Annotated in this window: 5 protein-coding genes and 1 pseudogene; all 6 read right to left on the bottom strand. The window is 33.3% G+C overall.

The genetic code is table 11. The features are described 5' to 3' along the window. Positions 1–236: 236 nt before the first annotated feature. The gene (locus BN1372_RS01580; RefSeq protein ID WP_062197145.1) at positions 237–5,960 is read right to left on the bottom strand and encodes an AAA family ATPase; all 5,724 of its coding nucleotides are present in this window, start codon (positions 5,958–5,960) and stop codon (positions 237–239) included. Between the two features lie 490 nt (positions 5,961–6,450). Then, positions 6,451–7,461, bottom strand: coding sequence for a conjugal transfer protein (locus tag BN1372_RS01585; protein ID WP_082418910.1), 1,011 nt, complete (start codon positions 7,459–7,461; stop codon positions 6,451–6,453). A 15-nt stretch (positions 7,462–7,476) separates the two neighbouring features. After that, positions 7,477–8,493, bottom strand: coding sequence for a bifunctional lytic transglycosylase/C40 family peptidase (locus tag BN1372_RS01590; protein ID WP_062197437.1), 1,017 nt, complete (start codon positions 8,491–8,493; stop codon positions 7,477–7,479). A 5-nt stretch (positions 8,494–8,498) separates the two neighbouring features. Next, a complete protein-coding gene (locus BN1372_RS01595; RefSeq protein ID WP_062197146.1) occupies positions 8,499–10,616 on the bottom strand; it encodes a CD3337/EF1877 family mobilome membrane protein in 2,118 nt (705 codons plus the stop codon). A gap of 4 nt (positions 10,617–10,620) precedes the next feature. Next, positions 10,621–12,999, bottom strand: a pseudogene (gene tcpF, locus BN1372_RS01600) (conjugal transfer ATPase TcpF); the annotation flags it as partial. Positions 13,000–13,100: 101 nt separating this feature from the next. Next, entirely contained in the window at positions 13,101–14,885 is a 1,785-nt protein-coding gene (ltrA, locus tag BN1372_RS01605) for a group II intron reverse transcriptase/maturase (RefSeq protein WP_230198778.1), read from the bottom strand. Positions 14,886–15,228 lie beyond the last annotated feature (343 nt).

The following is a 15,228-nucleotide window of genomic DNA, read 5'->3' on the forward strand; positions in this document are numbered from 1 at the left end:
AACTAGTATTAAAATATTTTTAATATAATTTTTGATTTACGACTTCACTGTGCTATCTTGCGTAAATCCTTTCTGAAAAACTAATATAATACCTTACTTTTATTTTTCGTAAATTAAGATATCTTAACAAGCTAAGAATATAAAAAATAAAGTATATTTCCATAAATACCCCAATAAGTATTTCTTTGCTCATCTCAGAGATTATGCATAGAAATACTTATCATGGAGTACTCAACTTAAAGATTATCAATCTCATTAGCTCCCACTAATAAAATTCCTAATTCTTTTTGCAGTTCTTCTACATCATCTTTCTTCATGATCCACCTTTGCATCGTTGGCTGCCTAAATGTCGCCATATCCATATAAAGTTCTTCACCTTTTCCATATGATAATTCAAAACGAATTTCATACTTTTTTCCTAACCATTCTTGAATCGAAACAAACAGATTAGATGGCGCCATTTTGTAATACTCATTAACAAAATAACAATAACCATATGTTAAGTTGAATAATGTACAATTTTCGTTTGAATCTGATTCAGTAACAGCTAAATTTTTTAGAAATTGTCTTCCACCAAACATTTTCCCAATTTCTTCGTCAGAATTATAATATGGACTAACTATTTTCTTTGAAAAGGCCATAATTTTACTTTCTTTTGGCGGATAGAAAGAAATTGTACCTGCCACTAATACTTCATTCTCTGGAATATTTGCATTTAATATTTTATTTCCGCTTTGATTAATTAATTGCTCCTCCAACTGGTTATTACAGAAATTATCAAGTTCCTTATAGTAAGTTGGATTAAATAAAATAATATTTGGTTCATCAATAGGTAGACATAGCTGACACAGTGTACTAATGGAAATATTTAAATGCTCAAATTTATTATTTAAAAATCTTTGAACGATAAAATCTTCTTTGTCAGAACCCGTAAACTTTAATATTCGGTCTTCCCTTAAATCGATTTTCTTTATCTTTAAATACTCCCTCTCAAGTGATGGATAAGATTCCAAATATGCACTTGCCAATTTTATACCTAATAACTTTTCATTTCTCTTAATTAAAAATGGAGTTTCAATTGATTCTGATTTAGGTTGTGTTAAAATTTCCCCGATGGATTTTCTCTTTAAAGTATTTTCAAGTTTATTCATATCTTGATTTTTATAAGCTAAAACCAAAGAACCTTGAAGACGCAAATTCAATAAATTGCTATCGTTTATACAATAATTTAAAAAGGGTTCTGCCATAGTAATATCCTGTTTTTCCTTAGCCAATTTCTCTAATAAAAGCAGTATAAAGTACTTTTGTTTAACTGAACCTTGGGAAGTTAGTCTTGCAAAATCAAATCGATGAATTAAATTTCTCATAAAATAATACATTCCATTAAGAGAATCCATAGTTCTTTCTATATTCTCGGTTGAAAATAATAGCCATAACAACTGGTTGAATATGTCTAACCAACATATTTTCTCCCTTTTTATAGATGGCAAAGTTACTTCCTTAAAATTACCATTATACCATGAGGACAACATAGATATTTGTTGCTCAAAAAAAGGAATCAATTTATCTGGATAGTGGGCTTTTATCATATAAAGTACATAGTTATTCACATCATCGGTAAAGCTACTTAACCAATATGAAGGTTCCCTAGACACAAATGTGTTATCAATTAAATCAGCATACATTTCCTTTATTTGACGGGGAGACAGTAAAGGGATTAAACTCTCTGCTGCAACATTTGCATTATCTGATTCCCAACTGTAATGATTTTCTCTATTAATAAAGAATGAAAAAAGGGCATCTCTATAACTAGTAAATTTTTTTGTTCTATGATTACCTATTCTATCTGCAATAATTTCAAATATTTCCCACCCCTGAGATTTATACTCCAACTGTTCTATATCATTTAAAAATTCGCCCATCAGTTTATCAATTGGTAATTCATGATATTTAAAAACACCTTTTGGAGAATCATCTTTAGTATATAAATTTTCAATATATACCTTTTTCAATACATCCGTTCTTTCCCTTAAAAATCTCTCATTATTATTCGATAACTTCTCTATAATTTGATTACTAAATTCAATTTTCCGTGCATTATCATTATTAGATATTTTGCTGGATGTTGCTTCTATCAAACACCACAAACCCAGTAAATCTTCTTCCTCGAAGTCTAAAGTTTTCCAGTTCTCTTTGAAAAAATAAATAATGTGTTTTATTTTTGTAATGAGTTTCTTCTCAAAAAAATCATTGTTTAATAATCTATAAAACTCTTTAGATCCCGCCAGTATTGATGATTCAAAAAACAAGTCCTCGATAGAGGACGCAAGTAAATTATCTCCCTTCTCACTAGCTAACAAAGACAAATTATATAAATCCAAACCCTTACTGCTCCAATATGACAAATCATCTTCAATAACACGTTTAAACACTTCATATGGATAATGAAGTACGCCATCTTTATGTTCGATAAAACCGAGTAAATTTTCATATAATCTTTTTCTTGCTTTGTCAACCATCCCTTTATTAATCTCATATTTCAACATAAGTTCAGAAAAAAGGTTATATGTTGAAATACTATCTTGAAGTGATGAGTTCCAAGCCCTTCCTTTCACTCCCAACCAATACTCGAACCAGTTTTCTAATTCACTATAATACCCTCGTGTGGCTAAATATTCCCATGTTAATGTCACCGAATAGTTAGAACGATAACTATAGTCCTTTGTTCTATTTAAAAGATAACTTGTAAGTTTTGACTCCAACACCCCATCATTTGAACTCTCAATTAGATAAAATATAAACTTACTTAGTTGATTAGCTACTCCATAAATTCCATTTAAAAAGGGGGTCATACATTCATCAAACAAATAATCTAGAAATATTTTAAAGTCAGAGAAAGCAATATATTTTTTTGTCGCGAAAATGTTTCCGAGTTCAAAAGATATTCTGATTAATCTTTTTAAATAAGGTCGTCCCCGATCATCATTATATTTTAAATAGTATTCATGTATTCCCTCATCAATTTGTAACTCTTTAGATCCAAAATCCCCAAGATACCCCAAAATAAAAGAGTAGGCGGAATACATATTAAGTTTATTATTATAATGATAGTCTTGATTACTAAGAGCTTTAAAACCTTTCAATTTAACATCATTATAAATTGAATCTGTACTTTTTTTCCTCATTATAAGTGTAATAAAAAAAAGAATTTTTATATCTAACGAATTATATGACCAATCATTATTCTTTTTAATTTTTGAAAGCACATATGACAGTTTAAGCCATTCCTGATTCTGAAACAATTTATCCAAAAGATCTTCAAATTGATCAAGGCTTAGTTTACGTATGTTTTTATTAAAAAATCTAGCAAATTGAAGTATTGTGGTGTCAGTATTATTCGCTAACCCTTCCAATTGTCCATATGTAATTAGGCTTTCAATGTGGGTTTCTATTTCAATAGAGTCAATTTGGATGTTGCTGTTCAGAACTTGTGATAAATAGCCAATTTGAGTTAAAGTATCAGAAGTACCCCGTGATAGCCCTTGATCTTGATGCCATAATTCATTAACGCTAAGATGAGTAATTACTGATTGAAAATCTCCGAACCACCTATCAAAAAGTGCCTTTGCTCTGTAAGATTGGTTATCATTCACAAGAGTATTAATATCATCCACAACAATTTTTATATCCTTGATTTTAACTGAATTTAGGTTGATTCTTTCATATTCGGAATACAGTAAATTCGGTATTTTTATCGTTGGCTTTAGATCTTCATAATAATCCATAATCCTTATATATTGGTTTAGATATATAGCAGTTAAAGAAATGTTCTGTATCTTTTCAAAATCATAATCTATCTTACTTTGTTGAACTACTTCTTTAAATTGATATAGTAAACTATCTATTTCTTGCCCGAGTGTTATAGCTTCATTAACATAATCCATTGAAAATACATCAGTTTTTTCGGAAGACCTATTCGCCAAATCTAGTAACCGGAAAATATCTCGATGTTTTACTTCTATTTTCTCAGAGAAATTGAGGTAATAAGTTGCCATCTTTCCCGCAACATATGTAATAATATTTGAGTTTTTCCGAAGTTTATTCTTTAAATATACCCTAATATCATTATGATAAAGTGCGTATTTACCTTCATTTTCTATCACTAGTGGTGAATAAAAGTTTAATATTTGTTGCCATTCCACTTTACTTATTTCATTACTTTTAAAAATCTCTAAAATATCATCAATTGAAACTTTTTCAATTGTAATAGAAAAAAGAGTTGCTAATAAATCTTTAATTTGGTATCCATTTTTAAATACTTTATCATCAAGAGAATTCCAAATAGAATCGTAGTATTCGATTATGTTAGAGCTTAAATTCTTTTCATTCAAATAAGTAAATAGTGCTGTACTTTCTTTAATATTCTTTGATTCGTATGCGGCAAATGTTGCTGAAAGTGTGTTACCTTTCGAAATCTCGTATATAATTTTCGCTGCAGAATTAAAATCATCTATATTAGGATTTATTTTTCTCAAAAGAACTTTTATATCGTCTAAAGTTATTCCTGTTAGCTCGACTTTGTCTAAACTTTCAGAAGCTGAATTCAGCCAAATTGGATAATCTTCATAATCCTCTGCTGGTTGACCACAAAGAATAAAATATATATTATCAGGTACTATTTCAGGACTAATTAATGATCTTAAAAAAGTTTCTTTTGAACCAGATCTTGCTGCATGGTCAATACCATCAATTACAATTACTGTATTTTTGTTATGAATTTTCCCAAACTCTGATGCCAAACGCAGAACTGTCTCTCTAAGTTCCTCTTTTGACAGAAACTGATTTCTAATAGGTACTTTATACTTGTACAATTTACCCCGAAAAAGTTCGCGCAGTTGATTTAATAACGAACCCCACATCATTTCTTCTGTAATAGACTTATCAAAATCCAAATTAACATATTTGGATTCTGGAGTTACTGGGATATAAGCATGGTACCGCAAATCTACTATTGTATCAGGTTTATTAGCCAAAAAATTAACTAAGCTTGTTTTTCCAATTCCCGGTTTACCGTATAGAAATAGCATCTTTTGTGACTTATTTTTAGAGCTTTTTTCAATATATGAAATCAAATTTTTTCTACTCTCAAAAAAAGGACTTGGTGGTAATAAAAGATGCTGTGGATACCGTTCTTCTTTTATAGCTAAACTAGAGTATACTTCTTCTACAGTAATTTTTTCCTTTTCCCTAGTTGAAGAAGCCCATTTTTTCAAGGAATAGAAGAGTGATTTATATAACTCTAAACTGGTCTCTTGGCTAACGGAAAAAATATTTATGATTTTCCCCAATATTTTTTTATCTAGTTCTAGAGTATTAGGATGTTCTATCTCTACTTTGAATTTTTGAATAAACTCAATTGTTTCATTTTCATCCTCGAATACATCGATTTCCTCAAGCCAAGCTTCAAGTACATCAGACCATTCCTCATTCGGAAGATGCTCTCGCAAGGAATTTATAGACTGGATTGAACTACTAGTTTGTTGGAACCAAGTAAAGAATTCTTTAAATGATGGAACTTTTATTTTTACCTCACCTCTACTTATAGAAGTAGCACTTGTAACAGGTTCTCTATTGGTAAGCAAAGTGGCATAGCAATCTTTATCGCTTTCGCTTTTTACTTTCATCCAGCCTTTGGCAATTTTCATAAGGAGGGAATCAGATTTTTTGTCCTTTGTTAGTAAAAAAGAAAATCCTATTTTTTCATCAATTCTCGTATGTTTTACTTGTATATATTCAATCTTTTCACAATATTCACAGACCACATCATCTAGCGTATCAATACTAGCTTGAAGAGTAACCGACTTTATCTCTTCTTCGGGTATAAGCATTGAAGTGATTTTGTCTAATCCAACAGTCCATTCATAAAAATATGGATCTCCAATTCCTGAACTTATATTCATATTTATTTCTCCTTGTTTTTATTTAGTTAAACAGGGTTAGCAAGTAATTAAACGTAATAAGAATTGGTTTAATAGTAATTTTGGCCCCATGCTCGAATCCATTACTGTTATGTTTCAGCTTTGCAATTCTAATTCCTTTTGCATAAAAGAAAACGCCGCTCTGCATATCTAACCTTTTGTTCTTCTGAAATAATATTTTACTTCTTTAGATTTCCCTTGTTTTGTATCTCTAGATATGAAATCAAAATATATTTATAAGATATGTTGATTCTTCACATGAACAATTCGTAAGATTTTTATTATTGTACTTTTACACAGGTATTTACAGTGATCTGTTGTGTAAAAGTACAATTAAACTACAATGACTTTATCTGTACCTTATTAATGCAAAATTGTCCATTTACGAAAATACTATCTTAAAGGATTATTTTTATCAAACTTTTTTCAAAGTAACAAATAAAGTAAGGATACCTTAAAAAGGGTTACCCTACTAATCAAACGTTATTATGTCTAGGACATAATATTTGAGACAGTCTGCAATAGTATAAAACTTACTTCTCGTCAAAACACTGTATCGATAAAACTGACTTATTTCTTCTACAATCATCCAATTTGTATCCTTTTCTAACGTGAGTATATATTGTGAAATCTGTACAGATTTCGTTACTTCGTCAATATATTTAACAGCAACCCATACTTTTATTTGATGATCTGCTGTCTGAAATACTGGATTACTAAGTTCTGAAAATGTATAATCCTTTCCGATTACTGGTAATGCATTGTTTTTCACATAATAAGCAAGCTCTTTCTCTGTCGCAGTCGGATAAAATATAAAGATTGTCTCCAAAAACTCTGTCAATTCTTGCGCTGTATCAGAATCGACTGTGCCATTACTCTCAGGTTGTTGTGGTTCATAATCTGATTTATTCGGTATACTCCATAAAGTAGGATTTTGTGTAATAACTAAATTTCCTACATTATCCTGATGAAGCAAAATCCGATATGTGGAGCGAACCTTATCGCTATTCTTATCTTCTGTAATTTTTTGTTCTACCGAATAAACAACTGCATAATCATCATCTTCTTGTGATATCGACCAAATATCAATAGCACTTACACTCGAACTAGTAGGAATATCTGCTCTTACTGTATCAGTATTTAAAGCTTGCAATTCCTCTGTTAGATAAAGGCTTAACTTTTCTTCTCGTTGTTCAATAGACTCTTTATTATTTTGCCATGTATAGTAATCTTTCACAAAGCTTTTCGTAAAGCTTTCAATTGCACTTGTGTCCACAAGCTTTGTTTCAATGACTTCTTTTTCATGAACTGTATGCTGATCAATTGCCGTAAAGTTCTTATAAATCCCAAAGACAAGGCTACTGATTAATACAATCCACAAAACAGTCACCGATTTCTTACGTTTTCCAAAACTTTTTACTTTTGATTTCGATGACTTTGTTTCCACCGTTTTTTTTCCACTTTTTATAAATACGTTTTTCATCTATTCCAACCCTTTCTATTGTTTCATGCGTCCAGCTCCAATTAGATGTTTTTGCCAATAAGCAGTCGTTAAATCGGCATATCCAATCGGATCACCTGCGTTGTACATTTGATTGTCTCCTAGATAAATTCCAACATGGGTAACATACGTTCCAGAGTTATACGTTGAGTGGAAAAACACTAAATCACCTGGCTTTGCTTCAGATAAAGGGATATGTTCTGTAAAGTCATATTGTTGTTGTGCTGTTCGTGGTAAATTGATTCCGGCTTTTTGATAACTCCATTGTGTAAGTCCACTACAATCAAAAGAAGTGTTTGGGTTATCTCCACCAAATACATAAGGATAGCCTTCGTACTTCAACGCTTCATCCATCACTAGTTGCACAAGGTCACCATCAAATTGTGGGGCATGAAAATACTGATTGACTAGATCGACATAAAACATATTGCCATACAGGTATCGCCAACCCCCGTTCTTTTTTATGGCAATCGGATTGGAATAGGTCGTTTTACTTCCACCTGAATGTTTTTTCGCAAAGCTTTGTGCTAAGTCAAAACTATATTTTTTTCCTCTTTGTGTAACATAATCAATAAACCCACCGCCATAGTTATAAGCCTGTATGACCGTATTTCCATCTACCCCTTTAGATTCTGCTAATTGAATTAAGTCTGCAAAGTATTTTACCCCTTGCTTTATAGATGCTTCTTCCGAATCTAAAGTATTTGGTGGTAGCCCCATGGATTCACTTGATTGCATCACATCGATTAACCTTCCACCACTCTCCACTTCCATGATTGCGAGTAATGTTGACACATATTCACTAACGCCATATTCTTTCGCATATTTCTCTACCATTGGTCGGTACTTTAATACATCTGCTGACACAGAAACACTTCCCCCGCCATCCATGTCAGAATAATTTCTTCCTGATGAATCATCTTCATTAGTAATAAAGAGTGCCACAAAAACCAACAATCCAAAAAAGAGTAGAAAGCCTACTCCATACGTAATGAGCATTATTTTTAATCGCATGACCTTCATTGACGTTCCCTCCTATTTGTAGGAGCAGAACGTTTCTGAAGCTGTCTCTTCTTCATTACTTTGATTGGTTTATCTGGATACTTCATCACTTTTTGTACTTTTTGTTTACGTTCCATTTCAGGACGTTCTTTATAAACTGATATTTTTCTATTCAACTTCGACTGTATGAATTGGTCCTGCATCCCACGGGTTAAATTTTCTTGAGCGTTTATTGATGTCTTTTGTTGCTGTATAATTCTCCCCACAATCGGTTCTCTTTGAGTTACTGGTCGTATATGAGTAGACTGATCACGAGAAGGTGCACGCTTTTTATCCAATGCTCGTCGTTTATCTGCAATTGTTTGTCGATATTTCACTGTGCGTTCTTTTGCTGCTTTATTTCTTTGTTCTTTTGCCTGCACAACACCTTCTTTAAAATCATGAACAGGCTTTTTTAACTGTTCTTTTCCTTGCATCACTGCATATTTAGTGTTCGTCGGTAAATCAACCAATTGTTCTTTTCGATGTTTGATATTTTCTCGAACCTGACTTTTTACACCAAGTACCTTCCCCGTTACTTGACCAAACTTCTGACTTAATGAAGTTGGATTCGCTTGTTCGTTCGCCTTTTCCCGATTCTTTTTTGGTGATGATGTGAGTCGTTGTAATGGGCGATGTGGCGATGAACTCCCTTTTGTTTTTTTAGATTGACCAATTAATGCGCCAGCTGTCGCCCCTGCCGTTGCACCTGCAAGCGTTCGCGTAATATTACGGTGTAATCGACGTCCCCCGCGATTAAACATCCGATAAGGACGACGCATCACTTTACGCCCAACGTTTTGTGAATCATTACTTTGTAAGCTAAACATACTCATGATGTCGCCAAGTTTCATGTAAATGCCTGCAAACGTGACAATCTGCAAAAAGGCAATTAAGAAAAATGGGTAGCTCGTTGTTAAACTGTACAGCATTGATGAAATACTGAAAGCAACTGTTATGATTAACGTGATACCTGCACGAAGCATAATCACATTAAATAATTTCATAATCGCTTGTTTCCCCATGTTTTCAAAAGTTGGTATCATAGATAATAGGAAGCTAATCGGTAAGAACATCGCATAAATAATAAACAGAATTTGCGAGAAAATCATAATGCCCGATAATAAAAATACGAAAATGGATATTCCAATATTAAATAGAAACAAAAAGAAGACCATGCCTAAACGTGTCGTGGTCTTCGTAATCGTTAAATTTTTATTGTCATGATCTTCAATTTCTGCTTTAACCGCATCTTCACGGTCTTTTCCGTTATTGGCATCTGGACTAATAGAAACTAATGTATCAACACGATCTTCACCAATTGTTTCTTTATCCGAATCATCAAATTGCAACAACAACCAAGGTTGCTCCACTTGAATAGAAAAGAGATTATTTCGTATCATATCCACACTATCTCTTCCTTGACTAGTGGAACTTGGCATCAAGATTTTTGTTCCTAAATCTAAACTTGCTTGACTAATATCTGCTGAAAAATCATTGATTTTTGTAATATAAGTTGGTGCGTAAGCGATAAAGGAAGCTGATAATAGAAACACGACTAAAAAGTTTAGAATAGCTCTTAGCGCTTTCGTTGTTTCTCGTTTCATTAATCCTGTATAAGCCACGTAAATCCCAATGACTAAAATAAACAGAAGCAAGAATCCGACATAAAATCCTGAACTACTAAAACCACTTGCTGTAATCCCCGCCAATGTTTGCATATTCTTCCCAATCGCATCTGCTGTTTGAGAAATGAAATCAAGAGAATAAGCTTGTTGGATTAAGTAACCTGTGGCATTTGATAAATACAAACTGATAATCCAAATGAAGTTGGTAATCGTATAAAGTCCATACATGACTTGTTTACCAATTCCATCATTCCAGTTCCACGGCAACCAATCCCAACCTGTATCGACATAAAAATCGAGTTGGTAATGGTCAAGGGCATATTTAGAATAAAGATTGTCTTCCGATACCGTATCATCTACCAATCCAGCTGCATGTGCCAAAGTGCCGAGTAAAAGAAAACATAGAAAAACGGCAGCACCAATTAGTACTACCGTTAAAATCACTTTTTTCAATTGTCGTTTCTTCACAAGATCACCTCGTCTCTTTCTCATTTGTAGGTGACCGAGTATCAAAAGCATCAAATAAATCTTCAAAAACAGGATGGACTTGAATAATCCCCACACGTCCATATAAATCTTGAATCAAACATTGGCCGTTTTCAAGTTCACGAAGTCTTCTTTGATTTCCTTCATCTTCTTTATCGACGCCAAAAAACTCCAACGTCTTTTTAATTTCATTAATATCCCTAGAACGAAAGGCAAACTTTACACCGATATTGTTTTTTAGTTTCTCATCCGTTAAATCATCTGCGTTTTGCGTTACAAAATATACACCGGCATTCATGGCACGTCCTGCACGAACCAATTTATTCGAGAGCGTTTTCCCTTGTGCGACTTGTAAAAAACTCCAAGCTTCATCCAAATCAACAATTTTAAATATGCTTCGATCTGAATGGATAAAGTCTAATGCGAACGTAGAAATTACAATCAACATCGCGACACTAAGCAGTTCCATCGTTGTGTATTCTTCAAAACTCGTTTCCGCATCAGGTAACACTAAATCAGCCACTTGAATAATGTTTAACTGTTTCTCTAAACTAATCGAATTTTTTACCGTTCCATCTGAAAATAGAAGGTGAGCAAAATCATAATCCGTAAAACTTTCAATATGATCTGCGATGGGGCGTGCTAATGGATTAGGATCACTTCTTAATTCATGAATCACAAGAAGCAAGCCCCGTTCTTCCTGTTGACCAACGGCCCGAATCGCACGTCGCAATACAGGAAATTTTTCACCATCACGACTAGAGATACCTGTAAGAAACGTAAGAATATCAATCGCCAGACTTTCCGAATCCTTTTTCTTATTCATGATGACATACGGATCAAGCAATCCTTTATTTTTGTCATCACTTGATAAATTTACCACGTTAATTTCATGTACCATTTCCGGCAATGTTTCTTTCCAATTACCGCGTTCTGCTTTTGGATCAACGATCAGTGCTTGTCCGCCAAATAGCACGGCATAATAAACGAGTAAGTTATTTGAAAATGATTTCCCACCACCAAGTGAGCCTAAAAATGCAGAAGCAAGCGCATTGGTGACAGAACCTTTTACCCCTTGACTCGCTAAACTCGGATTCAAATAGACATTGCGTCCCGTATCTAAGTTATATCCGATGTAAATACCTTCCGTTTCGCCAAGCATTTGTGTCGCACCAAACCCGAGCCCTGCAAGAAAATCAGAAGTAACATACTGTATATAATCATTCATATACCGTTTACTAGCGGGAATAAATTCACTGTGTAAACCGATCATATCCCCAAATGGACGAACGAGTTTCACGTTTAAATCGTCATAAAAATCTTTCACTTCATTACAACGTTGTTTTAGTTCATCTAAAGTAGGTGCAGAAATGCGAATGACATAACTTAACTTATACATCGATTCTTTACTTTGATCGAGTACATCCTCTAATTCATTCACTTGTTCCAACGCTTCTAACACATTGCTTCCTGTTTCATTGTTGGATTCCCACGCATGATTATCTAAATCTTTCAGCTCTTTTTTCTTATTCCGCACAGTCGATAATGCTTTTTTATTCGTCACGATTTCCACATTCATGGATGTATCAATCGGAAAGGTGAATTGTTGTTGTTGATAATAAAAGATTTCATCTGATGGAAACTCCAAATCGCCCACAATTGAATTAATGGTAAAATAAGCAACATATGTCGTTTGTTTTTCTTGTTCGATTTTTAAATAACGTTGGTTTTCTTCAATAAGACAACGTGTTGGTTTAATGATGTCATAGCGCTTCACTAAAGTTTCCTGTTTTAATTTTTTTAGGGGAAGCACATAGTCATATTCCTCATAAGCAATATCTGATTGACCATGTAGATGTTCAATTAAATACCCAAAATCATTTTTCTCTAAAGGACGTATTTTGAAACGCCTTGAAATTTTGTTTTGCAGCAAAGATTCCATTTTAGAAAAGCGTCTCATTTCATCATGAGGCATGGAAACAAAATCACCCATCAAATGATGGTTCACATCACGAACAAAAGAAGATAGTGAATTTTTAATCGATTTCCCCATAGATTTCATACTAACCTCTTCTTCATTCAAGAGCAGTTTAAAACCGATAAAGAAACGATAGTCTACTTGATGTTCGCCAATCATCGAAACAAGCGCTTCCGTTTGATCATCAATTCGTGCATAAGCAACATCTTTTAATCGACCAGTAACTAAGTCTTTACTTCGTTCTTGAACGGAACGAATACTACTGGCCGTACTAATTTGTAGGGCATGAATTTTTCCGTCTTGATTTTGTGCAATCAATTGGCGAAAGTGATCATGAACTTGGATTTTTTCATCGGGTGATAAAAAAGAATAATTGTAAGGAAGCAATTATACTGATAGGTAATCCTTTGATGTTATCTCCAAATTTTCCCCCAGTTCACACCGTACGTGAGACTTTCACCTCATACGGCGTTCCAACAACAGTTATCTTATAGGGTTATCTCTAAATTTTCTGCGAGTAGTCTTAAAGAATTAACTTTTCTCATACCGTTTTTATCAAGGTTAAGCTCGTTTAAATATTTATTGATTGTCTTTGATTGAGTAGCGTGAACCAATTTATGAACATTGGTTTGAAGCCAAACGAGATTGGAATGTTCATCTGTCCCTCCTAAATGTATCGGGTGCTTGTGATGACATTCCATATTCCCTATCACCAAAGGTTTATTTGTGACAAAACATTTGCCTCTTTGACCAGCGATAAGGGAGATAGAGTTGTCTTTATACTCAACTGATTTATTATAGGATTTTTGTTTTAATAGATAATAGATTAAATGCCTATAACCGTTCAATTTGTCGTGAATGAGTAATCTTCCACGTTTGGTATAATTATTTATCTCCTGAGAAAATCTAGGAGGGGATAAATACTTACAGCCAAAAATAGGAAACAGGGCAATTCCTTTTATCCCTTTTGCTGGTGTATTGTAACTTCCATAGAGCTTCATATAGGTTTTTGATTTATTTGGTATGACTGTTAATTGCGATTTAAGTCTACATTCAAGGCTCTTATTGACAGAGTAATAAATTTCTTTGAAATCCATATTGCACAGCGTGGCAGTTCTATAATAGTTGTGCATGCCTAGTATCATGGCATTAAGCCGATTGGCTTCTTTTTCACTTGGATTTCGTTGAATAGTTTTAACCTGCTCTTTGAGCGTTTTCTTCATTGTTTGTTTTGCTTTATCTGAGATATTACTTCTTGTGACGTATTTATTGCGTTTCTTTTTAACGTATAATTTGAAACCGAGAAACTCAGTCTTTCCTTTTCTCACATTGGTTATTTTAGATTTTTCAGGACTAATTTCTAGTCCTAATCTTTCTTGTAACCATTGCTTAGTGGCAATAAATATCTTTTGAGCTGTTTGATAGTCTCTACAAAATAATTTAAAATCGTCCGCATATCGGACAAAGAAAAATTCTTTTAGATTTGTCGTTTTTAAAGCTCTTGATTTATTTTCCACGTTGCTATATTGGTGTCTTGGTTTAAAAGTTTCCCACTGATTGCTTAACCACCAATCTAATTCATTCAATACTACATTAGAAAGTAAGGGACTGATAATTCCTCCTTGCGGAGTTCCTTTTTCGGGAACACCTAATCCTTGTATTTCAGATTTTAGAATTTTCCTGATGATACTCAACAAGTTTTTATCTCTAATTCCAATCTGCCATAATTGCTTTGATAATTTCCCATGGTGGACATTATCAAAGAATCCTTTAATGTCAATATCTACAACATAATGCAGTTGGTTTTTCCACATAAGATAATTTGCTCTAGCTATGGCATGACTAGTTGCTCTGTTAGGGCGAAAGCCATAACTATGATTATGGAATTTTGCTTCACATATTGGTTCTAAAACTTGTTTGATACACTGCTGAATAATTCTATCGTCCATACAAGGGATACCAAGGGGTCTTATTTTTCCATTTGGTTTCGGAATTTCGACTCTTCTTACACTTTTTGGGAAATAGTTTGAAAGTTTATTTTGAAAATAGTATATAAACTTTTCTTGCCCCCAATTTTTGTAATAGGTAATATCTCGTCCGTCTGTTCCTGGCGTAGTTGATCCCTTATTAGTTTTGATGGTTCGGTAAGCTAGTAATATGTTTTTCTCAGAAGTAATTATTCGCATTAAATCACGAAAATAGTACTCATTACTGGCTTTTTCATGTAATTCATCAAATACGTCTTGTAAGTGGTAATACTCATTATTTCGCAAAATTTGTTTCTTCTTTAAGTTTCTACTGACAGTCAAGTCAACTAATCGCTTTCCACAGAAGCAACGCCTCTAATCATTAAAAGTTTTCGTTTCTTTTAGTCATACAAGAACCTTGAGTTATTTAGAGATAATTCTATTTAATAACTGTTGTCTAGTGGCTGTTACTCCATTCTCATTACAAGAACTTCATCGCTCGTGCCACCACTTTCACTAGAGTAAATGTAAGTTATAGTACAACTTTTCCTTACAAACACAACATCGGTCTGCTACCACTTTAATATTTGTGTCTCTAGCTTCCGACGTTCCAATAAATCTATCTGTACATATATCCGTAGGTGCTTGC

Origin of the sequence: Massilibacterium senegalense (genome assembly GCF_001375675.1) — a bacterium.
GTDB lineage: Bacteria > Bacillota > Bacilli > Bacillales > Massilibacteriaceae > Massilibacterium > Massilibacterium senegalense.